24 protein-coding genes and 2 tRNA genes are annotated in these 26041 nt (G+C 62.4%); 19 read left to right on the top strand and 7 right to left on the bottom strand.

Annotation, left to right across the window (positions count from 1 at the left end; genetic code table 11):
* The first annotated feature begins 42 nt into the window (after positions 1 to 42).
* The 8 genes from AC5I5I_RS01125 (at position 43) to AC5I5I_RS01090 (ending at position 6819) form a co-directional block, all read left to right on the top strand.
* Positions 43 to 119, top strand: a tRNA-Arg gene (locus tag AC5I5I_RS01125).
* Between the two features lie 14 nt (positions 120 to 133).
* Positions 134 to 210: transfer RNA gene (locus AC5I5I_RS01120), tRNA-Arg, on the top strand.
* A 342-nt stretch (positions 211 to 552) separates the two neighbouring features.
* On the top strand, positions 553 to 1836 hold the full coding sequence (locus AC5I5I_RS01115) for a sensor histidine kinase (RefSeq protein WP_495969291.1): 1284 nt from the start codon (positions 553 to 555) through the stop codon (positions 1834 to 1836).
* 213 nt (positions 1837 to 2049) lie between these two features.
* A complete protein-coding gene (locus AC5I5I_RS01110) occupies positions 2050 to 2700 on the top strand; it encodes a response regulator transcription factor (protein WP_495969290.1) in 651 nt (216 codons plus the stop codon).
* A 129-nt stretch (positions 2701 to 2829) separates the two neighbouring features.
* A complete protein-coding gene (locus tag AC5I5I_RS01105) occupies positions 2830 to 3204 on the top strand; it encodes a response regulator transcription factor (protein ID WP_495969289.1) in 375 nt (124 codons plus the stop codon).
* 222 nt (positions 3205 to 3426) lie between these two features.
* Positions 3427 to 4437, top strand: a complete 1011-nt coding sequence (locus AC5I5I_RS01100; RefSeq protein ID WP_495969288.1) for a helix-turn-helix domain-containing protein — start codon at positions 3427 to 3429, stop codon at positions 4435 to 4437.
* Between the two features lie 81 nt (positions 4438 to 4518).
* The gene (locus AC5I5I_RS01095; RefSeq protein WP_495969287.1) at positions 4519 to 5298 is read left to right on the top strand and encodes an alpha/beta fold hydrolase; all 780 of its coding nucleotides are present in this window, start codon (positions 4519 to 4521) and stop codon (positions 5296 to 5298) included.
* Between the two features lie 405 nt (positions 5299 to 5703).
* Positions 5704 to 6819: an alpha/beta fold hydrolase gene (locus AC5I5I_RS01090; RefSeq protein ID WP_495969286.1), complete on the top strand. Its 1116-nt coding sequence runs from the start codon at positions 5704 to 5706 to the stop codon at positions 6817 to 6819.
* 48 nt (positions 6820 to 6867) lie between these two features.
* On the opposite strand, the gene AC5I5I_RS01085 is transcribed toward AC5I5I_RS01090, so the two are convergent.
* Complete coding sequence (locus AC5I5I_RS01085; RefSeq protein WP_495969285.1) at positions 6868 to 7791, bottom strand: alpha/beta hydrolase; 924 nt, start codon at positions 7789 to 7791, stop codon at positions 6868 to 6870.
* 116 nt (positions 7792 to 7907) lie between these two features.
* The gene (locus AC5I5I_RS01080; RefSeq protein ID WP_495969284.1) at positions 7908 to 8939 is read right to left on the bottom strand and encodes an ABC transporter substrate-binding protein; all 1032 of its coding nucleotides are present in this window, start codon (positions 8937 to 8939) and stop codon (positions 7908 to 7910) included.
* A gap of 210 nt (positions 8940 to 9149) precedes the next feature.
* Here AC5I5I_RS01080 and AC5I5I_RS01075 point away from each other — a divergent pair, with 210 nt between their 5' ends.
* The 8 genes from AC5I5I_RS01075 (at position 9150) to AC5I5I_RS01040 (ending at position 16085) form a co-directional block, all read left to right on the top strand.
* Positions 9150 to 9794, top strand: a complete 645-nt coding sequence (locus AC5I5I_RS01075) for a cupin domain-containing protein (protein ID WP_495969819.1) — start codon at positions 9150 to 9152, stop codon at positions 9792 to 9794.
* Between the two features lie 76 nt (positions 9795 to 9870).
* Positions 9871 to 10773, top strand: coding sequence for a polysaccharide deacetylase family protein (locus tag AC5I5I_RS01070; RefSeq protein ID WP_495969283.1), 903 nt, complete (start codon positions 9871 to 9873; stop codon positions 10771 to 10773).
* 13 nt (positions 10774 to 10786) lie between these two features.
* Complete coding sequence (locus AC5I5I_RS01065) at positions 10787 to 11755, top strand: acetamidase/formamidase family protein (protein ID WP_495969282.1); 969 nt, start codon at positions 10787 to 10789, stop codon at positions 11753 to 11755.
* An 84-nt stretch (positions 11756 to 11839) separates the two neighbouring features.
* On the top strand, positions 11840 to 12634 hold the full coding sequence (locus AC5I5I_RS01060) for an ABC transporter ATP-binding protein (protein WP_495969281.1): 795 nt from the start codon (positions 11840 to 11842) through the stop codon (positions 12632 to 12634).
* Positions 12606 to 13478 (top strand): ABC transporter permease, encoded by an 873-nt coding sequence (locus AC5I5I_RS01055; protein WP_495969280.1) that lies wholly within the window; start codon positions 12606 to 12608, stop codon positions 13476 to 13478. The genes AC5I5I_RS01060 and AC5I5I_RS01055 overlap by 29 nt, the downstream gene beginning before the upstream one ends.
* Before the next feature lie 25 nt (positions 13479 to 13503).
* On the top strand, positions 13504 to 14727 hold the full coding sequence (locus tag AC5I5I_RS01050; protein WP_495969279.1) for an alpha/beta hydrolase family protein: 1224 nt from the start codon (positions 13504 to 13506) through the stop codon (positions 14725 to 14727).
* A 9-nt stretch (positions 14728 to 14736) separates the two neighbouring features.
* Positions 14737 to 15396, top strand: a complete 660-nt coding sequence (locus AC5I5I_RS01045) for a cysteine hydrolase family protein (RefSeq protein WP_495969278.1) — start codon at positions 14737 to 14739, stop codon at positions 15394 to 15396.
* Entirely contained in the window at positions 15393 to 16085 is a 693-nt protein-coding gene (locus AC5I5I_RS01040; protein ID WP_495969277.1) for a fumarylacetoacetate hydrolase family protein, read from the top strand. The genes AC5I5I_RS01045 and AC5I5I_RS01040 overlap by 4 nt, the downstream gene beginning before the upstream one ends.
* Positions 16086 to 16101: 16 nt before the next feature.
* On the opposite strand, the gene AC5I5I_RS01035 is transcribed toward AC5I5I_RS01040, so the two are convergent.
* Positions 16102 to 18057: a glycosyltransferase family 2 protein gene (locus tag AC5I5I_RS01035; protein WP_495969276.1), complete on the bottom strand. Its 1956-nt coding sequence runs from the start codon at positions 18055 to 18057 to the stop codon at positions 16102 to 16104.
* Between the two features lie 92 nt (positions 18058 to 18149).
* On the opposite strand from AC5I5I_RS01035, the gene AC5I5I_RS01030 reads away from it, so the two are divergent.
* The gene (locus AC5I5I_RS01030) at positions 18150 to 19085 is read left to right on the top strand and encodes a transporter substrate-binding domain-containing protein (RefSeq protein WP_495969275.1); all 936 of its coding nucleotides are present in this window, start codon (positions 18150 to 18152) and stop codon (positions 19083 to 19085) included.
* An 18-nt stretch (positions 19086 to 19103) separates the two neighbouring features.
* Positions 19104 to 20741 (top strand): lysine--tRNA ligase, encoded by a 1638-nt coding sequence (locus tag AC5I5I_RS01025; RefSeq protein WP_495969274.1) that lies wholly within the window; start codon positions 19104 to 19106, stop codon positions 20739 to 20741.
* A 153-nt stretch (positions 20742 to 20894) separates the two neighbouring features.
* Here the strand turns inward: AC5I5I_RS01025 and AC5I5I_RS01020 are convergent, their stop codons facing one another.
* A complete protein-coding gene (locus AC5I5I_RS01020; RefSeq protein WP_495969273.1) occupies positions 20895 to 21524 on the bottom strand; it encodes a S24 family peptidase in 630 nt (209 codons plus the stop codon).
* A gap of 166 nt (positions 21525 to 21690) precedes the next feature.
* Between AC5I5I_RS01020 and AC5I5I_RS01015 the strand changes: the two genes are divergently transcribed.
* Entirely contained in the window at positions 21691 to 22776 is a 1086-nt protein-coding gene (locus tag AC5I5I_RS01015) for a quinone-dependent dihydroorotate dehydrogenase (RefSeq protein ID WP_495969272.1), read from the top strand.
* A 117-nt stretch (positions 22777 to 22893) separates the two neighbouring features.
* On the opposite strand, the gene AC5I5I_RS01010 is transcribed toward AC5I5I_RS01015, so the two are convergent.
* The 3 genes from AC5I5I_RS01010 to AC5I5I_RS01000 are packed head-to-tail and all read right to left on the bottom strand — an operon-like array spanning position 22894 to position 26004.
* Entirely contained in the window at positions 22894 to 23220 is a 327-nt protein-coding gene (locus AC5I5I_RS01010) for a DUF6460 domain-containing protein (protein WP_495969271.1), read from the bottom strand.
* A gap of 58 nt (positions 23221 to 23278) precedes the next feature.
* Positions 23279 to 24961, bottom strand: a complete 1683-nt coding sequence (locus tag AC5I5I_RS01005) for a cisplatin damage response ATP-dependent DNA ligase (protein ID WP_495969270.1) — start codon at positions 24959 to 24961, stop codon at positions 23279 to 23281.
* Complete coding sequence (locus AC5I5I_RS01000) at positions 24958 to 26004, bottom strand: ligase-associated DNA damage response exonuclease (protein ID WP_495969269.1); 1047 nt, start codon at positions 26002 to 26004, stop codon at positions 24958 to 24960. The genes AC5I5I_RS01005 and AC5I5I_RS01000 overlap by 4 nt, the downstream gene beginning before the upstream one ends.
* Between the last annotated feature and the right edge of the window lie 37 nt (positions 26005 to 26041).

Genomic DNA, 26041 nt, shown 5'->3' with positions numbered 1-26041 from the left:
GCGGTTCCGGATTGACCCTCAGGCCGTCTCTCTCGTGACAATGCGCCCGTAGCTCAGCTGGATAGAGCACCAGACTACGAATCTGGGGGTCAGAGGTTCGAATCCTTTCGGGCGCGCCATCACCTGCATCACGGCGCCGGTAGCTCAGCTGGATAGAGCACCAGACTTCGAATCTGGGGGTCAGGGGTTCGAATCCCTTCCGGCGCGCCATTCAAGCATGGTCCATGAAGGTGCGGTTCCAAGCTCGTCGCCGACCTGTTTGATTTCGACGTTCTGGCCAGCGAAGACCTGTGATTGAAAACCTGGATGAGATTGATCTTCCGGCAGTTGAAGCGAATGCGGCTGCACGTGGCCACGGTGGCAGTCTTGGGACGCAACAATCGCCGGTCCTTCAAGGGAAAGCACGTCAATGAATGATCCGGCCTCCGTACGGCTTGTGAGATCGCGCTGGCTTTCAGTCGCTACGGTGTTGTTCGCGCTCTGATCTTTGTCGTCGATACCTTCACACCGCTCGATATCGCGATCGCCGTACTTTACGTCGTCGTGGTATTGATGGCGGCCAACCTGTTCGAGCGCCGTGGTCTATTGCTGGTGTCAGGCGTCTGCATGGTGCTCACCGTCGCCGCCTTCGTGGTCTCGCACGGGTTCAACGCGGATGCGGCTTTCCTGCGTTGCCTTGTCAGCCTCTCGGCCATCGTCATCACAACCATTCTCGCCCTGTCTAACCAGGCGACAACAATGCGGCTGCGCGAACAGGCAGAGCTTCTCGATCTCACCCATGATGCCGTCATGGTGCGGAACATGGACGGAAAGATCGCATACTGGAACCGGGGCGCCGAACAGCTCTATGGCTGGCGAAAAGACGAGGCGCTCGGCCGATCGTCGCATGATTTGCTGCAGACGGTCTTTCCCGGACCGCGCACGGCCATCGAAGCAGAGTTGCTCGAGAGCGGCCGGTGGGAGGGCGACATCGTTCACACCGCGCGGGATGACAGGCAGGTGGTTGTCGCGAGCCGCTGGGCCCTGCAATGTGATGACCGCGGCCAGCCGGCGTCCGTGCTTGAGACCAATACCGACGTAACAGAGCGCAACAGCGCTCAGGAAAACCTGCGTCAGGCTCAGGTGCAGCTTGCGCATGTTTCCCGGGTCACCACGCTCGGGGAGCTGGTTGCCTCAATCGCGCACGAGGTGAATCAGCCGCTGGCGGCGATTGTGACCAATGGCGAGGTGTGTCTGCGATGGATGGACCGCGATCCGCCGGATCTGAAAGAAACACGGGACGGCGTCACGCGCATGATTCAGGCCGCGCGTCGCGCGAGCGAAGTGATCGCGCGGTTGCGCAACCTGTCCCGCCGCGAAACCTCCGAGCGATCCCCGCTCGATATCGGAGACGTGGTCGCCGAGGTCGCTGCCTTGTTGCAGCGTGAAATGTTGGCCCATCGCGTGTCGTTGCAGGTCGATGCGAAGTCACCGCTCATGACGGTCGGCGATCGTGTCCAGTTACAGCAGGTCATTATGAATTTGCTGATGAATGGAGTTCAGGCTCTTTCCGGTATTGATGACCGGCCTCGGGAATTAACGGTCACGTCGATGCGTCACGATGAGGGCGTTATGGTCAGTGTCGAGGACAACGGCATAGGCGTGGCGCAGGAAGACGAGCCGAGGCTTTTCCAGGCATTCTTCACCAAGCGGGCCGACGGCATGGGCATGGGATTGTCGATCAGCCGCTCTATCATCGAATCGCATGGCGGCCGGATCTGGGTGTCGCGCAACGCCGGTCCGGGGACGACCTTCCGGTTTACGCTGCCGGCGGCTGAAGCCGCTGCGCCCACATGATGACCGGCGCCACGGTCAAGCCTGCGGCCGGCCCGCTTGTTGCTGCGGCGGAGCAGGGATGCGGACACGATTGTTGGATTGAGCACGTATTTGCCGCATGATGAGGCGTTCGGAACGTTCGATTTTGGGTGAGCCATGCCGATGAGATATCGCGGTTCGGTTGGGGATGTGGCCAACGCGCCTGAAGGCCGCAGCCGGATTTGACGTCAAGCCATGGCCGATCGCATGCCCCAGAAAGCCGGATCCAAGAATCAGCCGACGGTGCTTGTTGTCGACGACGATGACATGATGCGCGAGGCCCTTTCCGGCCTTTTTCGCTCGGTCGGGCTGCAAGTGCTGACATTTGCGACGGCGGCCGACCTGTGGCGCGCCGAACGGCCCGACGCAGCGTGCTGCCTCGTGCTGGATGTCCGCCTCCCCGGTCTCAGCGGTCTCGACTTCCAGGGCGAACTGGCAAAAGCGAACATCCATATTCCGGTCATCTTCATCACCGGGCACGGCGATATTCCGATGACGGTGAGGGCGATGAAGGCCGGTGCGGTCGATTTTCTGAGCAAGCCCTTCCGCGACCAGGACATGCTGGACGCGGTGACGGCTGCGCTCGAGCGCGATCGGATGCGGCGCGAGAACGAGACTGCTGCCTCTGACGTCAAGCAGCGGTTCGAGACACTCACGCCGCGGGAACGCGAAGTGATGGCTCACGTCACGGCCGGTCTGATGAACAAGCAGGTGGCCGGAAAACTCGGCGTGTCCGAAATCACCGTCAAGATCCACCGCGGCCAGGCCATGCGCAAGATGGGGGCGAGGTCTTTGGCCGACCTCGTGCGGATGGCCGAGACGCTGGGCGTCCGCGAGAATTCGTAGAGAACGTTCGGCAATCTAACCGGTAGGTATGATTCCGTTCTGGTCCGGCGAAGCCTATTTCCACTGAGATGTGATGTGGGTCGCGCAACCCCGACCGCATGAAGATTCGGCGCGGCCTCGAAGGCTCATATGATTGCTATTGTTGACGATGATGAAGCCGTACGTGTCGCGACCCGGCACCTGGTACGGGCGCTGGGCTTTGAGGCCCAGGCGTTCGCGTCCGCCGAGGAGTTTCTGCAGGCGTGTTCGGGGTCCGAATGGTCTTGTGTGATCAGCGACGTGAATATGCCTGGCCTCAGCGGCATGGAGCTGCAGCGCAGGCTCGCGTCCGAAGGGCGGCTCGTGCCCTTTATCTTCATCACCGCCTTTCACGATCAGGCGACTCAAGACCGCGCGCTGAAAGCCGGAGCGGTCGGGTTCCTCAGCAAGCCATTTGCCAGCCACGAACTGATCGCGTGCCTGGAGCGCGCGATGCAGGGCGGTAGGTACCCGGACCACAATTGATCGCCATCGCGTCGCCGGTGCTGCGTTGCCTGCTCCAACGGAGCTGTGCCTGCTCGCATGAGCGATTGTGGGCATCATACCTCAGTATGAGGGCATCCCACCAAGACATGGGCTTGCGCCAACCTTCGTAAAGCATCGCAAAGCCAATTGGCTGCCTAACCTAATGATCGAAGTCGAGACCCCCGCCGGGACAACCGCTTCGAACGTGAAAGGTGAAGGCCAATGTTGACAACATCCACTGCCGCAAAGAGCACGAGTCACCATGCCAGCTTCGCAAACATGTATGCGACGACGATTGGCATGGAAAAAAAGCCGATTGGATGCGCGCACCAGAACATTCCGGCTCTGCGCAACCCTGAGCCGGTTCGTCCGGGGGCGAGCGTTCAGATCGCGCCCGCGGAAATCGCCAAACGCCGCGCCGCCGCGTGGACGGGTATGCGAGCGGAGATCGTCCAGGTCACCCGGCGGGAAAAGGTCGAAGTCAGGTTTCGCGCACAGTCTCACCTCCTGGTGATTTATGAACAGGGCGCGCGCAGCGACGGCGAGAGCGTGGTCGATGGTCTGCTACGTTCGACGCTCCGCGATCTGCGGCACAAGCTCACCTTTGTGCCTGCTGGTCACGAGTATCGCGAATGGCACGATCCGAGAGTTCTGCCGCGACTAATCTATTTCTACATCGATCCTGAAATCGTGCCGACTCGTCCTGATGGGACGGGCGTGACGTCGATTTCGCCGAAGCTGTTGTTCGAAAATGCCGCTCTGCGCGATACAGCGTTCAAGCTGGCTTCGGCAATCGAATCCGGTCTGGAGCATGATGTGCAATATCTGGAGGCTTTGGGCTCGGTACTCGTACAGGAGCTTATTAATCTCGACCGCACCAGCAACAAGAAAACGCAGGCGCGCGGCGGTCTTGCTGGTTGGCAGCAACGTGCAGTCGCGTCGTACATCGAAGACCATCTCGACGAATCGATCCCTTTGGCCAAGCTCGCTGAGCTCGCGCGGCTGAGCCCTTACTATTTCTGCCGCGCGTTCAAGGAATCGTTCGGGCTACCACCGCATCGCTATCATACCGGCCGCCGGATCGAGCGCGCAAAGGCGCTGCTCGCGGAAGCGACGCAATCGGTGACCCAGATCGGTCTGTCCCTGGGCTTCAGCGAGACCAGTTCCTTCACCGCAACCTTTCGAAAAACAACCGGTACGACGCCCACGGCCTATCGCAGAAGCCTCGCCTGAACCTGGCCGTGTCCGGCATTCGGTTGCCTGGCGAAGAAGAGATCCGTGACAAAGCCAATCGATCATGAAGGAAACGAAACCATGATGATGAACAGACGTACGTTCTCTGCCGCGCTCGTCGCCGGCGCCGCTGCTTCCCTCATCTCCACCCGTGGCATGACCGCGACTTCCGCAGCCGTGAAGGCGCGCAACGTGGTCCTTGTGCATGGGCTTTTCCCGGACGGGTCATGCTGGTCTGAGGTGATCGCAAGATTGCAGGCCGCCGGGCTCAACGCCACCGCTGTTCAAAACCCCTTGACGACCCTGACTGATGCCGTCGCGTCGGCTCAGCGCGTGCTGGCCCGTCAGGATGGTCCGACGGACCTGGTGGGTCATTCCTTTGCCGGGATGATCGTCACGGAGGCAGGTGCGCATCCCAACGTCTCCGCGCTCGTTTACGTCGCGGCTCGTGCGCCTGATGCAGGCGAGGACTACACCGCCTTGGCCAAGACCTATCCGACGCCGCCGGCCTCCGCAGGTATCATTTTCGATGGCGACGAGGGACGCCTCAGCGAAACAGCTTTCCTTCGGGATTTTGCAGGCGACCTGCCCGAAGCGAAGGCCAGGGTGCTCTATGCGGTTCAAGAGCCGTTCCGTAAAGCTCTCCTCGACGGCAAGACCACGCAGGCCGCCTGGCGTTCGAAGCCGAGCTGGTATGCCGTCTCGACGGAAGATCGCACGATCAATCCGGATCTTGAGCGGTTCATGGCCAAGCGCATGGGTGCCAAGACCATCGAATTGAAGTCGAGCCACCTCTCGCTGATCTCTCATCCCGACGAGATAACCCGCCTCATCCTCGAGGCTGCGGGTCATGCTGGCTGATTGAGGTGGCGTAGTATCGGTGACCACGGCTTCCTTCCAGGTGTGCCAAGACGAAGCCGGGCGTTACCGCCCGGCTTTTCTGCGTTGTAACGCGTTGTTTTCAGAATCGTAGCTGGCACGGGGATGCAGTGAGATCGACCGCACGGAACAACCCGACTGGTCCGGGTTTGGGGAGTCGCTCGTGGATCGCTATGTGCCTGCCGCGGAGCGTTTTTTGCGATAGGATGATCGATCTGACGGAACCGGCAGAGATGCGCGATTGAAGCGATGACCGAGCATTCCGGACAATCCCCTGCAGCGGATAAGCGTGCCTCAACGCCCACGCAACCGCAGCGCCACGACTTGGAGCGGGAGGTGCCGCTCGCCGCGCTGCCTTTTGTCTGGCCGCTTCGGTTTGCCGGAGCCATGAACCAATCCGCTTCATCGCTCCTGAACTGGTATGCCGGACTATTCGATGGCGCACGCAATGAGGCGCCGGCGGTCGAGCCGCTCTGGACGACGCCGAATGCGGTCGTGCTCGAATTGCCGACGCTGCGGCTGCGCGATGTTTCCACCGGCGAGATAGGTCAGCCGACGCTGATATGCGCGCCGTATGCGCTGCACGGCGCGACGATCGTGGATTTCGCGCCCGGACATAGCATCGTCGAGGCGTTGCAGAAGGCAGGGGTCACGCGCCTTGCGGTCACCGATTGGCGGTCGGCGACTGCCGAGATGCGCCACTTTTCGATCGATACCTATCTCGCCGATCTCAATGTTGCTGTCGACGAGCTTGGACCGCCCGTCGACCTGATCGGCTTGTGCCAGGGCGGATGGATGGCTCTGGTCTATGCCGCGAGATTTCCCGAGAAGGTGCGCCGGCTTGTTCTTGTTGGCGCTCCGGTGGATGTGCGCGCTGCGCAATCGCGATTGAGCAGGGCGGTCGACGAGTTTCCTCTTGACGCTTTCGAGAACCTGGTCCGTCTCGGCGATGGCCGCGTGCTCGGACGACATGCATTGAGTTTGTGGGGATCGTCGTCCGACGCAACCAATGTGCATCACGTCCTGCAGATTTCCCGGGACGATCCTCACTTCGACACGCTGGAACGGCGTTTTGCCGAGTGGTATCAATGGACTCTCGACTTGCCCGGGACCTACTACATGCAGGTCGTCGAGCGCGTGTTCAGGGAAAACCAGATCGCGGACGGATGTTTCATGGCGCTCGGCCGCGCGGCCGATATCCGCGCCTTACGAAAGCCGATGTACTTGTTGTGCGCACAGGATGACGAGGTGGTCGCGCCCGGGCAACTTTTCGCCGCGGCCGGCCTGACGGCGACGCCGGAAAGCTGCATCGAGAAAGATACCGCACCCTGCGGGCATCTCGGATTGTTCATGAGCGCCGACACGATGGCCTCTGCCTGGCCGCGGATCGCACGCTGGCTCTCCCGCGATCTGCGCCCCGATAAGAATTATGAGCCCGCGCCGTCGGACCACGAGAAAGCCGTGAAGGCTCGTGGAGCCGCTACGCCCGAGCAAGCCGGTTGATCGCTCGCCCGGGAGGGGGTCCAGTCGGCCTAATGTCCGTCGGATGCGTTAAGTCTTGTGAACCGGTTCCGGCTGCGTGAAGAAGCTGTGGATCAGGTGAAGCACGATCATGTAGTTTTTCTGCTGCAGCGAGGCATGCGCAATGCCCGGCATGATCGCAAACTGCTTGTCCGGGTTCGGCAGAAGCTCGAAAAACTTCAAAAGGTCCGACAGCGCCGCGATGCCGTCATGCTCGCCTCGCATGATAATTGTCGGGCAGGTGATCCTGGTCGGATCGACCAGCGGCAGATTGTTGCACATGTCGATGTACGTTCCGTTCGGGATCGAGTCGTCGAGTTCGAGGATGTACTGCGTGTGCGCTTCGACAACGCGATCGTCCGCAGTGCCCGGGTGATCCCGTTCGAAGATCGACCGTATGAATTCGCGGCTCAGCGGCCGGCGCTTGGTCTTGAGATAGTCCGGCAGCTTCTTGCGGCGCTGTTCGAGCGTCGGGCTGCCTTCGCCGGTCCATACGAACGCATCGAGCGCCAGTCTCCGCACGCGCTGGGGGTAAAGCTGCGCGAAGGCCGCCGCGCGCAAGGCGCCGGACGAAATGCCGTAGACCATCAGCGGGCCGGAGTTCCGATGCTGTTCGATATAGGCTGTTCCGGCGGCCAGGTCTTCGACGCCGTCGGCGATGGTGGCGTCGATGCCGCGATTCTTGTCAGAGCGGCCGTAGCCTTCCATGTCCATGCACCAGGTATCGAAGCCGCGCTCCGCGAGATACTCCATGGCGGAGGAATTCGGAACGCCGGCGACATGCAGGTCGAAGACCGGCTGCGACGGCATCGACGATCCATGCACGAACAGGATTGTTCCCCGCTTTGTCGTTCCCGGCACCGCCTGCTTTTCCCAGAGGAAAAGATTGACGTCGCCCTTCTTGGCCCAATGTTCGTGCCCGGCGATCTTCCCGGCGGCGTAGTCTCGCGTCATTCTTCTCTCCGTACACGGTCGTCTGGCGAACCGAGGCCGCCCTCAAATTGCGTAACGGGCCGATCGCGCAGCGGCGATCGACCCGTTCTCTCTCGTCAATCCGGTTGGCTGTCGGCCTATTGAACCTTGCGCTCCTGAAGCGGCGGCAGGAATTTCTCGGTATAGATCTCTTCGGCCGCCGGCGCATTCGGCAGATTGAAGGCGCCGACCACGGCATCGATCGTCTTCTTCATGCGCGCCGGCTGCACGACGCTGAGACCGTTGTCCTGCACCCATTTCGTGTTGGTCAGCCCGAGCGCGATCTCAAGCCGAACCTTTTCGATATTCTCTTTCATCAGCGGGTCGCGCGCCTTCATGATCTTCAGGGCGGCCTCCGGATCCTTGATGGTGTCGATCGTACCCTTGTTCAGGGCCTTGACCATCGCGCGGACGACCTCGGGATTCTCCTCCGCATATTTCTTGGTCGTGACCAGAGCGAGCCCGTACATGTCGGCACCGAAATCCGCGTAACGGATCGGATAGATGTCCTCCATTTTGATCCCAACCTCGAGCAGGGCGGGAATGTTGGAGTTGGTGAAGCCCGCGGTGCCTTCGGCTTCGCCGCGCGCGACCATCGGGCCGAACAACTGAGGCTGGACCGGCAGCCAGTTGATCTTCACGTTTTCGGCGTTGGCGGCTTTCAGCAGGATCGAGATGGTGTCGTACACCGCGGTTCCCGGGCCGCCGGCGATCTTGGCGCCATCAAGATCGGCGGGCTTGCGGTAGTTCTTCGATTTGAGCGTGATCACCGCCAGCGGGGTGTCGTCGAAGCTGATATAGACTGCGACCAGCGGCGAGGTGGGGTTCTGCGCGTTGAACTTGATCATCGTCGGCAGGTCGACCCAGCCGAAATTGTAGACATTGCTGGCGACGCTGACCGCGACGTTGCCCGCGCCTTTGCCAGGATCGATGGCAACGTTTAGACCATTATCCTTGAAGTATCCCTTCTGCTGGGCGACGAAAAACGGCGCATGAGTGGCCTGGATGACCCAATCGAGCATCATCCGCACGTCTTTTTGCTGGGCCAGCGCCGGCTGGCTGCCGACGCTTACGGCGGCAGCGACAACGGCAATCCCGACCATCCGACGCAATTTGCGAAGCACTAACATGGAGAACTCCTGCTGAGAGGGTGACATTTGCGAAGTCCCAGGCTCACTTCAGCTGAGGAACAGTAACTTTCGTGTTGGGAAAGTCAATTGAGCGACCTCTCCGGTCGGCGTATGCTGGCGCGCCGACAAAGATTAACCAGGCAAAAAAGCGCAATGACAACAAAACCAAAATCGAAATCTGCCCGATCGGTAGCGCCCAAGACTGCGTCAATTCGCGCGCGCAAGACGGGTGCAGAGCCGAAGCTTACAAGCGATACGCCCGCTTCGCAGAAAGCGAATGTTCTGGATCTCGCGCGATACGAGATCGGAACGCGATTGCGCCACGCACGGTTGATGACGGGCGCGCGCCTCAAGGATGTTGCCGACCAGGCCGGTTGTTCGGAAAGTCTTGTGTCCAAGATCGAGAACAACAAGCTCGAGCCGTCGTTGCAGGTGCTCGGAAAGCTATGTGCGGTGCTGAAAATCGGGCTCGGCGACCTGTTTGCGCCGCCCGAAGAAGACGATCCTGTGGTGACGCGAGCCGGGCAGCGCGTTTTTGTCGAGACCGATGATTTTCTCAGGCGCGGAAACGGCATTCGCATGGAGCGCGTGATTCCGTACACGCGCGGGCATCTGCTTCAGAGCAATATCCATGTCGTTGCGCCGGGTGGCGGCAGCTTCGGCATGATTTCGCATGCGGGGGAGGAGGTCGGTTATCTGATCGCCGGCGATATCGAGCTGTTCGTCGGTGACAAGGTCTATAGTCTGTCTGCCGGCGACACGTTTTGCTTCCGTTCCGAAATCGGTCACGGTTACCGCAATCCGGGTGCGACTGAAGCACGCATCCTTTTCGTCAACACGCCGCCGGCATTCTAGCACTTTCTTGTTGATCAAGTGACTTGAGTACGCATAGGATCGCCCGCCATCGCCTTTAGATTGCGGGAGAAGATCAATGCTGAGGTTGCCGGCCCACAAGCGTTACGACTATTCGCCGATCGGCGAGCGGAAGACGTATAGCTGGCCCGGGCAAAAGCGGCTCGCGTTCTACATCGCGCTCAATATCGAGCATTTCGCGTTCGGCGCGGGGCTCGGCATGGACCCGCACAGCCGCGGCGGCCCGCAGACCTCCCGCAACTGGGCATGGCGCGACTACGGCAATCGCATCGGCAACTGGCGCCTGTTCGAGATGCTCGACGAGCTCAAGCTGCCGGCGTCGATCCTGCTGAACTCGACCGTCTGCTACGAATATCCGCAGATCGTCGCCAAGATCAAAGAGCGCGGCGATGATGTTCTCGGCCACGGGCGCACGAATGCCGAGCTTCTGCGCGGCATGTGGGAAGACGACGAGCGGCGCGTGATCCAGGAGTGCGTCGAGGTGATCGAAAAGCATGTCGGCGTTCGTCCGACCGGCTGGATGGGTGCTGGTGCCGCGGAGAGCGGGGTCACGCCGGACCTGCTGAAAGAGGCTGGCTTCACCTATCTGCTCGATTGGCCGGTGGACGACCAGCCGATCTGGATGAAGACGCGGAGCGGCCCGCTTCTGTCCGTTCCCTATCCCATGGAATTGAACGACGCCGGCACGCTGGGGCTGCGCGATCATTCCGGGCGCGAATTCGCGGACATGATCGTCGATCAGTTCGAAGAACTGCTCGAAGCGTCCGAGAAGCAGCCGCTGGTGTTTTCCCTGTCACTGCACGGCTTCCTGGTCGGTCAGCCATTCCGGCTGCGGCCTTTGCGGCAGGCCATCAAGCATTGCGTCGAACACAAGAATGCGGATCAGGTGTGGTTCACGCGCGCCGGGGACATCGCGAAATATTGCTTCGACATGAAGCCCGGAATCATCCCCGGCAGCTGAACGGGAGTTTGTGATGAATATCAGCGCGAAGACAGCGGCTCCGACAACCCTTCTCAAGGCGACACCCGAGACCGTTCACTGGGGCTATCTCGACGCCAGTATCGAACCGGTGCTCACGATCAATTCGGGCGAGCGGGTGCGCATCGAGTGCGCGACCTGCAATCCCGAGTGGATGCCGCCTGTTGAGGACGGCTTCGATATCCTTCCGGACATCGTGGAGATTCACAAGAAGGTCAAGAAAGGCTCGGGCAATCACATCTTTACCGGCCCGATCTATGTGCGTGACGCCAAGCCCGGTGACGTGCTCGAAGTTCGGATCCACGAGATCGAGATCCGCCAGAACTGGGGCTGGAATCTGTTCCGCGGTTACATGGGCACGATTCCGGAGGACTTTCCGTACATGCGTCTCACTCATGTGCGGCTCGACCTGAAGAACAACGTGGCGCTGATGCCATCGGGCTTCAAGATTCCGCTGGCGCCGTTCTTCGGCCAGCTTGCGGTCGCGCCCGCCGCGAGCTTCGGTCGCCAGAACAGCAAGGAGCCGCGCGAATTCGGCGGCAATCTCGATTGCAAGGAATTGACGGCGGGCAGCACGATCTATCTTCCGGTCTGGAACGATGGCGCATTGTTTTCGACCGGCGACGGTCATGCCGCGCAGGGCGATGGCGAAGTCGACGGAACCGCGATCGAGACCGCGCTAGCCGGAACCTTCGAGTTCGTCCTCCGCAAGGATCTCAAATGGACGATGCCGCGCGCCGAAACGCAGACGCATTACATCGCTTTCGGTCTCGACACCGATCTCGACGACGCCGCACGCCAGGCGCTCAAGGAAATGATTTCCTGGATCGTCGAGATGACCGGCATCCATAAGGACGAAGCCTATGCGATGTGCAGCTTCGCAGCTGATCTGCACGTCACGCAGACGGTGAACAACGTCAAGGGTGTGCACGCGATGCTTCCGAAGAGCATCTTGCAGCGTTAGCCGGCTGGGTACGGGACTTGCATGGAATGCGCGACGGATAAGTTGAATTGTCCGTCTTTTGTCGGCCGATAGGTGGAGTACGCCATGCCGGACTTCGTGCAGTTGCAACAGGTCTCGTTGAAATACAACGAGGACGAAAGCGCGCTCGCGCTCTACCGGACGAGCTTCGGCGTCGCGAATGGCGAGTTCATCGCCGTGGTCGGGCCATCGGGCTGCGGCAAGTCGACCTTGATGAAGGTGGTCACCGGATTGTGGCCGGCCACCGCCGGGCATGTGACGGTGGACGGCAAGCCGGTGACGGCGCCGCTCAGCTTCGTCGGCATGGCATTTCAGAACGCCTCGCTGCTGCCATGGCGTACCACACTCCGGAACGTCATGCTGCCGCTCGAGATCGTCGAGCCGCATGCGAGCCGCTTGCGCTCCGATTGGGAGGCCTACGAGGCGAAGGCGCGTGAACTGATTGCCCTGGTGGGGCTCAAGGGCTGCGAGGACAAATATCCGTGGCAGCTCTCCGGCGGCATGCAGCAGCGTGCGCAGCTCTGCCGCGCGCTGATCCACGAGCCGTCGCTGCTGATGCTCGATGAGCCGTTCGGTGCGCTGGATATGTTCACGCGCGAAGAGCTTTGGCTTGCGCTGCAGGACCTTTGGCTCGCGCGCCGCCCGACCGTCATCCTGGTGACGCACGATTTGCGGGAGGCGGTCTTTCTCGCCGATCGCGTGCTTGTCATGAGCGCACGGCCGGGGCGCATCATTCTCGATCGCAAGATACCAACGCCGCGACCGCGGCGGCTCGACAGCACCTACGAACCGGAATCGGTCGCGCTGGTACACGAACTGCGGGAGCATATCAGTGCAGCACGCGCCCAAGCAGCGGCCTGAGGACGACGAGATGAGCGTTGCGGAAACCTACGATCTGCCGCCGGTGACGCGGCGGAAGACCTTCTTCGAGCATAAGGCGGTTCGCCGCGCGCTGCCCTGGTTCGTGATCATTGCGATGTTCGTGATCTGGGAAATCGTGGTTCGGCTTTTCGCCATCCAGGAGTTCGTTCTTCCCGCGCCGTCCGCCATCTTCAAATCGATGTGGCAGTGGCGGGAGCCGATTGCCATCAATGCGTGGCAAACGCTGATGACGACCCTCATCGGTTTCGCGTTGGCGATTGTCATCGGTGTGATCGGAGGCGTCGCGCTGGGTTCGTCGCAGGTCGCCTATGACGGTTTTTATCCGGCGCTGATCGCATTCAACTCGGTGCCGAAGGTGGCGGTGGTGCCGGTGCTGGTGATCTGGTTCGGCATCGGAACGATCCCGGCTGTCATCACCGCTTTCCTCCTCGCCTTCTTTCCGATCCTCGTCAATGTCGCGACTGGAATAGCGACCGTCGAGCCGGAACTGCGTGATGTGCTGCGCGCGCTTGGCGCGAGCAAGCGGCAGGTCATCATGAAGGTCGGTCTGCCGCGCGCGATGCCGTATTTCTTCGCCTCGCTGAAGATCGCCATGACCGTCGCCTTCGTCGGCTCGATCGTGGCCGAGAGCATCGCGGCGAATGCTGGCATCGGCTATCTGATGCTGGTCGCCTCGTCTCGTTTCGAGGTGCCGCTCGCCTTCGCCTGCCTCATCGTCACCGGTCTGATGGGTGTCGCCATGTACATCGTCTGCGTGGCGATTGAACAGCGCACCACGGGCTGGGCCACGCGCGGGGCCGACGGCGTGGCCTTCGGATCTTGATCTGGATTGGGCAGGGAGCTGGATTGTGGCTGACGATACCATCGAACAGATAACGGCAGATCGTTCGGCGCATTACGAGCCGTTTGGCTGGCATCACTGGCCGGAGCATCCCTGGCTGTCCTATCAATTCCGCCGCGGCCTTGGTGAGACCCAGGAAGGCGGCGGCTCGGTCAGTGAAGTTCTGATGGCGGGATCGCGTATGATCCCCGGCGATCTGGAGAGCTGGCACGCGGAGTGGATGCGGATTGCGGATCGCAACTGGGATCGCGGCCTCGCCGAGGAGCGTGAAGGCCACATCCGTACGGCGATGAACTGCTTCCTGCGAGCGGCCGATTATTACCGGCAGGCCGAGTTTCATCTCGAACCGAAGGATCCACGCCGGCTGCCGACCTTCGAGAAGATGGAAGCCTGCTCGAAGAAGTTCATCGGATATCTGAATCCGCCGGGGGAGGCGGTCGATATCCCCTACGAGCCGGGCAAGCCGATCTGCGGCTATTTCGTGCGCGCGCCTTTTCCTGGCGAGCGGCTGCCGGTGCTGATCTGCATGGGCGGTCTGGACTCCATCAAGGACGAGATGTGGTTCATGCAGGCACATGGCTGCCTGCAGCGCGGCATTTCGGTTCTGATGATCGACGGTCCCGGTCAGGGCGGTACGCTGCGCCGGCATGGTATTCACAGCCGGCCGGATTCCGAATTCCCGATCGGCAAATGCATCGACTGGCTGGTCCAGCGCGCGGATGTCGACCCCGACCGTATCGCGGTCTGCGGCTCCAGTCTGGGCGGCTATTACGCCGCGCGCGCCGGCTGCTACGAGCACCGTCTGGCGGCAGCCATCTCCCATGGCGCGATCTGGTCGGTACCGGACATGTGGGGCAACAAGGGCGATGATTTCGGCCTCGCCATGCATATCAAATGGGTGCTTGGAGCCTCGTCGATGCGAGAGGCGCATGAGATCATGAAGCCGTTCACCCTGGAGGGCCATCTGGAAAACATGCAGTGTCCGTACCTGATCCTGCATGGCGGTCATGATGTGCTCACCGTGTCGGCGGCGCGCCAGACCTACGATTATGCGAAGTCGCACGGGATCGACGTCACGCTGCGGATCGTGGAGACCGACGAGACCGGCGCGGAACATTGCCAGCATGATAATCCGACCATTGGCCAGGAACTGCTGGCAGACTGGCTGGCCGACCGGTTCGGGATCGATCAGCGCAAGTTGCTGAAGACGTCGGCCAATCCGCTGATCTAGGAGGGCGCTGTGATTCAGGGCGTTGACGTCGCAATACCCGGCATCGTGGCGATCGATCTGCATCGCGGTCACCTCGATCCGGCGGTTGCGACCATGCCGCTCGAGCCCGAAGCCGCCGCCAGGGTGGTTGCGGCAAACGAGCGCTTTTTCCGGCAGGCACGCGCGGCCGGCATTCCGATCTTCCACTGCGTCGCGACCTATCGCGATTCCGACGAGATCCGGCTGAATCCGGCATGGAAGCACCGTGGCGAAGATCCCAATAATCCCCGCGGAAACGTTCTTCGCCATAACATCAAGGGCATGCCGGGCTGTGAGGTCATGCCGTCGCTGCTCGACCCGAGCGACTTCGTCGTCGATGCGAAGAAGCGCTACGACTGTTTCACGGCCACCGACCTTGAACTCACGCTGCGTGCGCACCGCGTCAACACCGTGCTGGTCGTAGGCGTGAACACCAATTCCTGCGTCATCGCGACGGCCATCGCGGCCTGCTGCCGCGATTTCGCGGTCGTTGTGGTGTCGGACTGCGTCGATACGATGGACGGCGGCGCGCTGCACGAGGCGGCGCTTGCGGTGATCGGCCGCGCGTTTGGTCAGGTCATGACCGCCAGCGAGGCGCTCGCCAGCCTCGGCGCTGTAACGTCGACCAAAGTGACGGAGCCGGCAGCATGACCGGACATGTTCTGCCCGCAATGCCGGAGACAGTCGTGTCAGTGACTGACGGCGGCCTCTTCCCTGTCCGCCGCATCTATTGCGTCGGTCGCAACTACCTGGACCATATTCGCGAAATGAAAGAGGCAGACGAGCGCGATCCGCCTTTCTTCTTCCAGAAGCCACGCGATGCCATCGTTCCGACCGGCGCGACGGTCGCTTATCCGCCGCTGACATCCGATTACCAGTTCGAGGGCGAATTGGTGGTTGCCATCGGAAAGTCCGGCCGGGCAATTTCGGTCGACCGTGCTCTCGATCATGTTTTCGGATATGCCTGCGGTCTCGATATGACGCGCAGAGACCGCCAGTTCGACGCGCGCGACAACCGGCTGCCATGGGAAGTCGGCAAGAGCTTCGATGACTCCGCGCCCTGCGGCATGATCACGCCGTCGTCTGAGGGGCACCGGTTGTCGGGGCCGCTGGTGCTGTCGGTCAACGGGACGGAGCGCCAGCGCGGCGATCTCTCGCAGATGATCTGGAGTCCGCCCGAGATTATCGCTCAATTGTCGAGACAGGTAACGCTCGAGCCGGGCGACCTGATTTTCACTGGAACCCCGGCTGGGGTCGGGGCGGTTGTGCCCGGCGACACCATCCGGCTCGATATCCAGGGGCTGACCCCGCTGACGATCGCTATCGGCGAACCTGCCTAGCCAACTCAACCTGGCCTCAAACGATCGGTACTTCGCTCCCCATGGGCTGCCGTGAGGTGCGCGCCAATCCGTGCTCGGTTTTCTCCCAGTGGTAGGGCGACCTGATGATCTGGAACACCGCTCGCCAGGCCGCGGCCGAGAGCAGCAGCCAGTAGAACGGGAGCAGCACCAGATAGCCGGCAGAACGCAACAGCCGCCGCCGCGACAGGCCGATGAAGCCGAGCAATCCCGACAGGCAATAGCCCGTTGCCAGTGTCGCAACGTAAAGGCCGGCAATGGTCTGCTCGAAGATGCCGGTCTTCCCTGACAACAGCAGTCCGGTTGCGATCTGCCAGCCCAGAACACCCGCAAAGACGCCATGCACGAGCGCAGCCAGCACTGCGCCGCCGATCACCAGCTGGAACACCAGAAATCCGCCGGTGCCAAGCTCGCGCCAAAGTCTCAAGGGGCTGCGCATATGCACGGCCCAGGTCTGCAAATAGCCCTTGAACCAGCGCGTGCGCTGTTTGATCCATGGTGCAAGTCTGGCGGGCGCTTCCTCATAGGTCGATGATTGCGCAAGCGCCGTGTGATAGCCCGCGCGCGCAAGGCGGATCCCGAGATCCGCATCCTCCGTCACGTTGTATGGATCCCAGCCGCCGAGCGCGCGTAATATGGTGGTGCGGAAATGATTGGACGTGCCGCCCAGCGGCAGCGGCAGTCGCCATGCCGCAAGCCCCGGCAGGAATACATCGAACAGCGCGGCATATTCCGTGGTGAACAATCGGGTGAGCCAGTTGTCGGCGGTGTTGTCGATGGTCAGGCGCGCCTGCACGCACGCAAGCTTTGGATCGCCTGCCTCGAAGGCCGCAAGCGCAATACGGAGCTGTTGCGGTTCCGGTCGGTCTTCGGCATCGAACACCGCGACATAGCGGCCGCGCACGAACGGCAATGCGGCATTCAATGCTTTCGGCTTTGTGCGCGGACCGGCGGAGGGAGCAATCACAATCTCGAACGGTGCAGCAAGATCCATCAGATCGAGCGCAAGCCGCGTTTCCATATCGTCGCACTCTACCACGAGTTTGATATCGAGCCGCTCTTTCGGATAATCGAGGCTCGACAGCGCGGAAATCAGCCCCCGCACCGATCGCGCTTCCCGGTAGATCGCTACGATGATCGAGTAGAGTGGCACGTCATCGTCGATGCGGAGTCGCGGCGGATCAGGCGGCGTGGACGAGAGCATCATGGCGAAAACCCGCAGGCCGCTCCAGCCGAGGAAGATCAGTGCGAATACGATATTGACGGCGATCATGAGCTCGGACTGGACGGCGACCAGGCCTGCGATGCCGGCCAATCCCGCGGCGAACCACGTCAATGGCGTGCGGCTGCGCATGGCTGCTGCCGACAGGCGCGGTTGCCGCGCGCGCAGGTCGAATGCGGCCAGGCAAGCGATCGCGATCTCGACTTCGCGGTGAACGAAGTTTCGCAGATCCTCCATCGTTGCGACACGGAGCCGCGAGCGCATCTCCGGATGGCGCTGCAATGTCCCGATCAGAAAGCGCGCCGACAGATGCCACGGCGCGACGACCCAGATCAGTTCGTTGTCCAAGCGTACGGGAAGGATACCGCTCGCAAGCCCCGAGATGAGGTCGGCGTCGTCGACCGGGCAGGCGGACCGCGGCACCCCTTGAAGCGTTTCGACCGCAACGCCACAGTGGCGCGCCAGCGCGCGCACATAATCCTGGTCCCTCAAGGCGCCTTGCGTCACCAGCACGCGGTCGGCACCGGTTCGCGTCTCCGCCGCACGCAGTTCGGCTGCCGCCAGCAGGGCCGGCGGCAGGAGGTGGCGAATGCAGTCGATTTCGGGGCAGTTCGCGAGCCGGGCACGAATTCGTGCGTGGTCTGAATCCGGCCTTGAACCCGGCCGCGGGCCGTAAGACAAATCGCGCGCATGCCGGCCGCTGGGCTCGGCATGGAACACGGACCTCTGCATGCCCGCTCCACGACCGCACAAATGCTACGCTGCCGACTGCAAAGCGATCCCCGCCCTGCTATAGACACGCGAAATATCGTTTCAGACAACGGATGAGAGTATTGCCTATCTCCTCAACGGGTTTCCATCAAAAAGTGTGCCGTCGGCCGGCTGCCAGTTCGGCGATCATTGCACTAGTGGTGCTCCTGGCGGCCCCGGCGATGATGGTCGGTTCAGTCCAGGCGCAGCCCCATCTGCCGCCGCTGCGGGAGATCGCCCCGGCCCCATCACCCTATCCGGGATTTTGGGATCCCAAGCGTCGTCCGGAGCGGCCGGATCTCTCGCGCCTGTCGCAGATCCGCTTCATGACCGAGACCGACTATCCGCCGTTCAATTATGCCGACAAGGACGGCCATCCGATCGGCTTCAATGTCGATCTGGCACGGCTGATCTGCGAGGAACTGAAAGTCACCTGCACGATCCAGATGCGCCGCTTCGATACGCTGGTGCCGGCGCTGAATGAAAATCGTGGAGAGGCCGTGATCGCTTCGATCGCGGTGAATCGTGAAACCCGCAAGGCGATGGATTTCACCGATCCCTATTATCGGGTGCCGGCGCGGTTTGCGGCGCTGAAGGCCGCGGCAACGCCGGTGCTGAAACCCGAGCAACTCGAAGGCAAGAAGATCGGAGTGGTCGGCGGCTCGGCGCATGAGGCCTATCTCAAGACGCTGTTCACCGAGGCGCAGCCGGTCGCTTATCTCACCGCGGATGCGACCCGAGATGCGCTGCGGCGCGGTGAAGTCGACTACGTCTTCGGCGACGGCATCGCACTGTCGTTCTGGATCAATGGTACCGATTCCGGCGGGTGCTGCGCGTTCGCCGGCGGCCCGTTCTTCGAGAGCCAGTATTTCGGCGAAGGGGTCGGCATCGCCGTCAAGAAAGGCAACGATACCGTGCGGCTGGCCCTGAATTATGCGCTGTTCCGGCTCTGGGAACGAGGCCGCTTTACCGATCTGTGGCTGCGCTATTTCCCGGTCAGCCCGTTTTGATCGACAACTGGAAACGATATGTCTGTGACTGAAGCTGAAAGCATCAATGGTTTGCGCGAGCTGGCCGAGCAATCGGGCGCCTGGCCGTTCGAGGAGGCGCGCAAAATCGTGGCGCGACTGAAGAAGAAGCCGAAGGACGAGGTCATCTTCTCGACCGGTTACGGCCCGTCCGGGCTGCCGCATATCGGCACCTTCGGCGAAGTGGCGCGCACCACCATGGTGCGTCACGCCTTCCGCGTTCTCACTGACGACAAGATCAAGACCCGGCTGCTGGCGTTTTCCGACGACATGGACGGCCTGCGCAAGGTGCCGGACAATGTGCCGAACGGCGAGATGCTGGCGCAGGATCTCGGCAAGCCGCTGACCAAGGTGCGCGATCCGTTCGGCACCCATCCGAGTTTCGGCGCGCATAACAACGCGCGGCTACAGAAATTCCTGGACCACTTCGGCTTCGACTACGAATTTCTGTCGGCGACCGAGTGCTACACCTCCGGCCGCTTCGACAAGGCGCTGCTGCAGGTGCTGTCGCATTTCGACAAGGTGATGGCGGTGATGCTGCCGTCGCTGCGTGAGGAGCGTGCGCAGACCTATTCGCCTTTCCTGCCGATTTCCGAGCGCACCGGCATCGTGCTGCAGGTGCCGGTCACCGCGCATGATGCCGCGGCCGGCACCATCACCTACGAAGACCCCGACACCAAAGAGAGCATCACCACGCCGGTCACCGGCGGCCGCTGCAAGCTGCAATGGAAGCCGGACTGGGCGATGCGCTGGTATGCGCTTGGGGTCGATTACGAGATGGCCGGCAAGGACCTGATCGATTCGGTGAAATTGTCGGGCGAGATCAATCGCGCGATCGGCGGAACGCCGCCGGAGGGCTTCAATTACGAACTGTTCCTCGACGAGAAGGGGCAGAAGATTTCGAAGTCCAAGGGCAATGGCCTCACCATCGACGAGTGGCTGCGTTACGCCTCGCCGGAATCGCTGTCATTGTTCATGTATCGCGAACCGAAGGCGGCGAAGCGGCTGTATTTCGACGTGATCCCGCGCAATGTCGACGAGTATTTTCAGTTTCTCGACGGCTACCAGCGGCAGGACGGCAAGCAGCGGCTCGGCAATCCGGTCTGGCATATCCATGCCGGCAATCCGCCGCAGCCCGACATGCCGATCAATTTTCAGCTGCTGCTGACGCTCGTCTCCTCATCGAATGCGGAAAATCCCGAAACGTTGTGGGGCTTCATCGGTCGCTACCGTCCGGGCGTGACGCCGGCGACGCATCCGAAGCTCGACGCGATGGTCGGCTACGCAATCAACTATTATCGCGACTTCGTGCTGCCGACGAAAAAGTTCCGCGATCCTGCGGAGCAGGAACGCACGGCACTGTTCGATCTGCGCGATGCGCTCTCCAACATGCCGGCGGATTCGACGGCGGAGAAAATCCAGGACGTGGTCTACGAGATCGGGCGCCGCGAGCCGTTTCTCGACGAGAAGAAGAAAGCCAAGGATGGCAAGCCGGGTGTCTCGCTCGAGTGGTTCAACATGCTCTATCAGGTGCTGCTTGGCCAGGAGAAGGGCCCGCGCTTTGGCTCGTTCGTCGCCGCGTATGGGCTGAAGAACACCGTCGACATGATCGACGGCGCGCTGGCGCGCAGCGCCTAGTTCGGAGTCACAAATTCAGCCCCGTCATCCTGAGGTGCGAGCGATAGCGAGCCCCGAAGGATGCACGGCCACCGCCTTGGCCGTCGCCCTTCGAGGGCCGGCTTTGCCGGCCACCTCAGGGTGACGGATCAGATATTGCGGAGCTTTAATCTACTACTGGCTCGCCCACATGATGCGGGCGACCCACAGCACGTCCGACATCGCAAGCGTGCGGGCGGGGTGCTCGGGATTGAGCGAATGCAGCTCGATGGTCTTCGCGGTCTTGCGGGCGAGTTGCTTGACCATGACCTCGCCATCCTTGGTCTTGACCACAACCCGGTCGCCGCGCCGCGTGGGAGCGGCGGGCGACACCACGATCACGTCGCCTTTGCGGAACGCTGGCTCCATCGAATTGCCGGAAATCTCAAGCGCGTAGGCGTGCTCGTCGTTGACCGAGGGGAAAGCGATCTCGTCCCAGCCCTTGCCGACCGGAAAACCGCCATCGTCGAAATAGCCGCGCGAGCCGGCTTCGGCGAAGCCGATCAGCGGCACGGCCTGGGTGATTGGGCGCGCGGTCTCGGAGATCAGCGCGATGAAGGTTTCGACGCTTGTGCCGGTCGCGGCCAGCGACTTGGCGACCGATTCGGTAGAGGGCCAGCGCGCCCGGCCGTCCGGCGTGATCCGCTTCGACTTGTTGAAGGTGGTGGGGTCGAGCCCGGCCTTCTTGGCGAGGCCGGACGCGGAAAGCCCGGCGCGCGCCGCGAGCCGGTCGATGGCAGTCCAGATCTGGGCATGCGTCAGCATGGCGAACCCCATGCACTGCGATCAGGTCGAAAGGTGTGACTTCTGTCCTACCTTGGGGTAGGAATTAGTCCCGTTTGGTGGCGCTGTCCAGCCCCTCCTGTCAGGTTTCTTGTGCGACGCGCGGCCGCGCACTAGGTTCGGCCCGGAAAATTGGAGTTCTCGCGGCGTGATCGCCCTGCTGGAGCGCCTTGCGCGCCCTTTTCTTCATCGTTTCGATCCCGAGGAAGCTCACCGGATCGCCCTGCGGACCCTGCAATGGGCGCCGTTACCGGCCGCGCGGCCCGACGATTCGCGGCTGCAGGTCCGCGCCTTCGGGCTGAATTTCCCAAATCCGGTCGGCCTCGCGGCCGGATTCGACAAGGACGGTGAGGTGCCCGACGCGCTCTTGCGGCTCGGCTTCGGCTTCGTCGAAGTGGGCGGCGTAACGCCGCGCCCGCAGCCCGGCAATCCGCGACCGCGGCTGTTCCGGCTCGATGCCGACGGGGCGGTGATCAACCGGCTTGGATTGAACTCCGATGGCGCACCGATCGTGCTCAGTCGTCTCGCCGCGCGCGCAAATCAGGGTGGCATTGTCGGCATCAATATCGGCGCCAACAAAGACAGCCAGGACCGGACCGAGGATTATGTCCGGCTGGTCGAGGGATTCGCACCGGTGGTGTCCTACATCACCATCAACGTGTCCTCACCGAATACGCCCGGGCTGCGCAATCTGCAGGAGGCGAAAAGCCTGGACGATCTGCTGGCGCGTGTGATCGAAGCGCGCGACCGGGTGCAGGCCCGCGCCGGCCCGACCCCGCTTCTGCTCAAGATCGCACCGGACCTGACGCTCGCCGATCTCGACGACATCGTCGGGATTGCCCGCAACCGCAGGGTCGACGGCATGGTGGTCGGAAATACCACTGTGACTCGTCCGCCCAGTCTGCGCGAGCGTGACAAGGCGATCGAGCAGGGCGGCTTGTCCGGCAAGCCGCTGTTTTCACTGTCGACCCGGATGCTGGCGGAGACCTATGTTCGGCTGGAAGGCGCGATGCCGATCATCGGTGTCGGCGGGATCGATTCAGGCGCCGCTGCAATCTTGAAGCTGCGCGCCGGCGCGTCGCTGGTGCAGCTTTACAGCGGGTTGGTGTTTCACGGGATGGCGCTGGTCTACGAGATCAAGCGCGCGCTGCTGGCGGAGGCGCAGAAGGGGCCGTTGGCGGAGCTCGTCGGCGTCGATGCGGCGGATATCACCGCGCGGCCCTGGCCGGTGTGAGGGGCTTACGGCGACGGTTGCAACAAACACCGTTCCTTCGCCCGGAAGCGAGACTCCCGAACGAGCAACTCTGGGTCCCCGCTTTCGCGGGGACGAACGGAGCTAAGCTGAGGCGCGTTAGCGGCCCTTCGGCGCATTGATGAAGCGCATGATCAGCCAGATCGGGATCACGATCACCGCGCCCAGCAGGAAGTAGCGCCACAGCCATTCGACCGCATCGAAGCCGAGATTCCAGATGGTCTCGAACAGGCGCTGGATGCTGCGAATGATGTTGTAGGGATCGAGGCCGAACGTCACCATCACGAAGCCGACCAGAACCGACAGCAGGATCAGCCGGCCTGCGACCGCGAGCGGCGAGCCGCCAAGGAAGCGCGTGAGGGAATCGTTCTGCGCTGGCGCAGGCCGTGACGACTCGATCGAGGCGCGCGGATCGTTGGTGGACATGAACCCCTCCGTTGGACCGCTCCATTCCGGAGCAGGGCCAGACAATGAGATCATGTAATCAACGCGCGGCGCCTTGCAAGCGGTCCGGCATGGCACTGCGCGATTGCTCCAGGGACTCGGCCATTTTCTCCAGTGTTTCCAGCCGGTCAGCCTCTCGCGGTGGTTTGTCCCAGCGCAGCCTGGCGATGCGGGGAAAGCGCATGGCGAGCCCGGACTTGTGACGGGTGGAGCGCTGCAGGCCCTCGAAGGCGACCTCCAGCACCAGCCCTTCGTCGGGGCCATATTTGACCGATCGCACCGGCCCGAACCGCTCGAACGTGTTGTTGCGGACGTAACGGTCGATCTTGATCAGCTCTTCGTCGGTGAAGCCGAAATAGGCCTTGCCGACCGGCACCAGCGTGTCGACGCCGTCGACCAGCGTCCAGACGCCGAAGGTGTAATCGGAATAATAGGACGAGCGCTTGCCGCTGCCCCGCTGCGCATACATCAGCACGGCGTCGACCGTGAATGGGTCGCGCTTCCATTTCCACCACAGGCCTTTCGGCCGGCCGGGGACATAAGGAGCGTCGCGCCGCTTGATCATGATGCCCTCGACCGCATTGGCATCGTCGCCGGCGCCGGCCGAAGCTGGATCGGCGCGTGCTGCGGCGAGGTCGTCCCAGGTCGCGAACGGCACGAGCGGCGACAGATCGAGGCGCGGATGGGCGTGACGACCGATGAAGGCCTGCAGGCGCTTCCGTCTTTCTTCAAACGGAAGCTCGCGCAAGTCTTCGTCGCCATCGACCAGCAGATCGTAGGCGCGCAAATGCGCAGGATATTCGGTGGTGAGTTTCGGTGTCACGGCTTTCCGGTTCAGCCGCTGCTGCAGCACGTTGAAGCTCTGCACCCGCCGATCGCGCAGGATCAGCAATTCGCCGTCGAGCGAGCCGTTGAAATTGAGCGACTCCAGAAGATCGGGAAAGCTTTTCGAGATGTCTTCGCTGGTTCGCGAATACATCCGCACGATCCGGTCGCCGCGTTCGTTCACGCCCGCCGACGCCTGCACGCGGATGCCGTCCCATTTCCATTCGGCCATGAAGTCGGCGGGATCGAGCTTCGCGAAATCGGTGTCCTCGATCGCCTGCGCCAGCATCGCGGGCCGGAACGGCGCGGGATCGCTGGTCTCCGGCTTCTCGCCACGGCCTTCCAGCCAGGCGAACAGGTTTTCGTAGGGGGCCTCGAGACCCGACCACATCAGTTCGATCTCGGTGACGTCCTTGTCGCCGAGTGCGGCGGCCGCGGTCTTTGCCAGCCGTGCCGAAACACCCACGCGCAGCGCGCCCATCACCAGCTTGAGCAGCGCCCAGCGGCCGGTCTCGTCCAGCGCGTCGAGCCAGCGCGCGATCTGCGCCGGCAATTGTGCCTTGCCCAGTGTGTTGAGGCTCGTGACGACGTCGCTGATCGACGGAATGAAGTTCGGCCGCGCGTCGGGCACCGGCCACATCAGCGCGATGGTCTCCGAGGTATCTCCAACGAAGTCGCGCGACAGCGCAAACAGCAACGGATCGGCGCGTTCCGTGATCAGGCCGCGGATCATGCCGGGCTTGGCGTATTGAAAAGTGAGACTGCCGGTCAGTGCGGCAAGCGCATAACCGCGCTCCGGGTCCGGAGTGCTGCGGAAATAATCCGTCATCAGCCGCAGCTTGTTGTTGCGGCCGGGTTCGTAGGCGAGGCGGTCGAGCAATTCGGCGAAGCGGTTCATGCGGGTTGGCCCGCTTCGCCTTCGCCGGACGTGCCGTCCGTCTCGTCCTCGTCGCCATAGCCGACGATGTCGAGCGGGCGCGCCTTCAGCCCCTGCAGGCCGCACCAGTGGACCAGCGCGTCTTCCTGTCCGTGCGTCACCCAGATCTCGCCGGCGCCCGTTGCGGCGATGGTGTCGCGCAGGCCGTCCCAGTCGGCGTGATCGGATATCACCAGCGGCAATTGCACGAGGCTTTGCCGGGCGCGAGCCCGCACCCGCATCCAGCCCGATGCGTAGGCCGTGACCGGATCGGGGAAGCGGCGCGACCATACCTCCTTCAGCGCTGATGGTGGGCAGAGCGTGATGGTGCCGCCGAGATCCTGCTTCTTCACATCGCGGACGGGACGCAACTCGCCGAGATCGATGCCCTTGGCGAGGTAATAGCGCGACAGCGTCTCCATCGCGCCGTGCAGATAGATCGGCTTGCGATAGCCAGCCTTGCGGATGAGTGCGATGACGCGCTGCGCCTTGCCCAGCGAATAGGCCCCCACCAGATGCGCACGCTCGGGGAACAGCGTCACCGAGTGCAGGAGCTTGGCAATCTCGGCGTCGGGATCGGGATGGCGGAACACCGGCAGCCCGAACGTCGCCTCGGTGATGAACACATCGCCCTGCACGAGTTCGAACGGCGTGCAGGTCGGGTCGGGCACGTCCTTGTAGTCGCCCGACGCCACGATCCGGCAGCCGTTCCGTTCGACCGCGATCTGCGCTGAGCCCAGCACATGGCCGGCCGGATGAAAGGTTGCGCTGACGCCGTTCAGGGTCACGGTCTCGCCGTAGCGGATCGCCTGCGTGGAGCCGGCGAAAGTCTCGCCGTAGCGCAGCCGCATGATGTCGAGGGTTTCCTGGGTCGCCAGCACGGCGCCGTGCCCGGCCCGGGCATGGTCGGAATGGCCATGGGTGATCAGCGCCCTGTCGACCGGACGGGTCGGGTCGATGTAAAAGCCGCCGGTCTTGCAGCAGACGCCGGCCGGCGTCGGCAAAAGCAGGTCTTCGGGACGCATCGTGCCTACATAGGCTCTGGACGGAAAATCGCGAGCG

Source organism: Pseudorhodoplanes sp. (assembly GCF_059499825.1).
The sequence above is the reverse complement of the archived record's forward strand: the minus strand, read 5'-3'. Positions and strand labels throughout refer to the sequence as shown.

What these genes read in the sequence shown, in the direction of transcription:
- AC5I5I_RS01115 (WP_495969291.1), top strand. Translation starts at nt 553, where the DNA reads ATGGCGGCCAACCTGTTCGAGCGCCGTGGTCTATTGCTGGTGTCAGGC.
- AC5I5I_RS01110 (WP_495969290.1), top strand. Translation starts at nt 2,050, where the DNA reads ATGGCCGATCGCATGCCCCAGAAAGCCGGATCCAAGAATCAGCCGACG.
- AC5I5I_RS01105 (WP_495969289.1), top strand. Translation starts at nt 2,830, where the DNA reads ATGATTGCTATTGTTGACGATGATGAAGCCGTACGTGTCGCGACCCGG.
- AC5I5I_RS01100 (WP_495969288.1), top strand. Translation starts at nt 3,427, where the DNA reads ATGTTGACAACATCCACTGCCGCAAAGAGCACGAGTCACCATGCCAGC.
- AC5I5I_RS01095 (WP_495969287.1), top strand. Translation starts at nt 4,519, where the DNA reads ATGATGATGAACAGACGTACGTTCTCTGCCGCGCTCGTCGCCGGCGCC.
- AC5I5I_RS01090 (WP_495969286.1), top strand. Translation starts at nt 5,704, where the DNA reads ATGAACCAATCCGCTTCATCGCTCCTGAACTGGTATGCCGGACTATTC.
- AC5I5I_RS01085 (WP_495969285.1), bottom strand. Translation starts at nt 7,791, where the DNA reads ATGACGCGAGACTACGCCGCCGGGAAGATCGCCGGGCACGAACATTGG.
- AC5I5I_RS01080 (WP_495969284.1), bottom strand. Translation starts at nt 8,939, where the DNA reads ATGTTAGTGCTTCGCAAATTGCGTCGGATGGTCGGGATTGCCGTTGTC.
- AC5I5I_RS01070 (WP_495969283.1), top strand. Translation starts at nt 9,871, where the DNA reads ATGCTGAGGTTGCCGGCCCACAAGCGTTACGACTATTCGCCGATCGGC.
- AC5I5I_RS01065 (WP_495969282.1), top strand. Translation starts at nt 10,787, where the DNA reads ATGAATATCAGCGCGAAGACAGCGGCTCCGACAACCCTTCTCAAGGCG.
- AC5I5I_RS01060 (WP_495969281.1), top strand. Translation starts at nt 11,840, where the DNA reads ATGCCGGACTTCGTGCAGTTGCAACAGGTCTCGTTGAAATACAACGAG.
- AC5I5I_RS01040 (WP_495969277.1), top strand. Translation starts at nt 15,393, where the DNA reads ATGACCGGACATGTTCTGCCCGCAATGCCGGAGACAGTCGTGTCAGTG.
- AC5I5I_RS01035 (WP_495969276.1), bottom strand. Translation starts at nt 18,057, where the DNA reads ATGCAGAGGTCCGTGTTCCATGCCGAGCCCAGCGGCCGGCATGCGCGC.
- AC5I5I_RS01030 (WP_495969275.1), top strand. Translation starts at nt 18,150, where the DNA reads ATGAGAGTATTGCCTATCTCCTCAACGGGTTTCCATCAAAAAGTGTGC.
- AC5I5I_RS01025 (WP_495969274.1), top strand. Translation starts at nt 19,104, where the DNA reads ATGTCTGTGACTGAAGCTGAAAGCATCAATGGTTTGCGCGAGCTGGCC.
- AC5I5I_RS01020 (WP_495969273.1), bottom strand. Translation starts at nt 21,524, where the DNA reads ATGCTGACGCATGCCCAGATCTGGACTGCCATCGACCGGCTCGCGGCG.
- AC5I5I_RS01010 (WP_495969271.1), bottom strand. Translation starts at nt 23,220, where the DNA reads ATGTCCACCAACGATCCGCGCGCCTCGATCGAGTCGTCACGGCCTGCG.
- AC5I5I_RS01005 (WP_495969270.1), bottom strand. Translation starts at nt 24,961, where the DNA reads ATGAACCGCTTCGCCGAATTGCTCGACCGCCTCGCCTACGAACCCGGC.
- AC5I5I_RS01000 (WP_495969269.1), bottom strand. Translation starts at nt 26,004, where the DNA reads ATGCGTCCCGAAGACCTGCTTTTGCCGACGCCGGCCGGCGTCTGCTGC.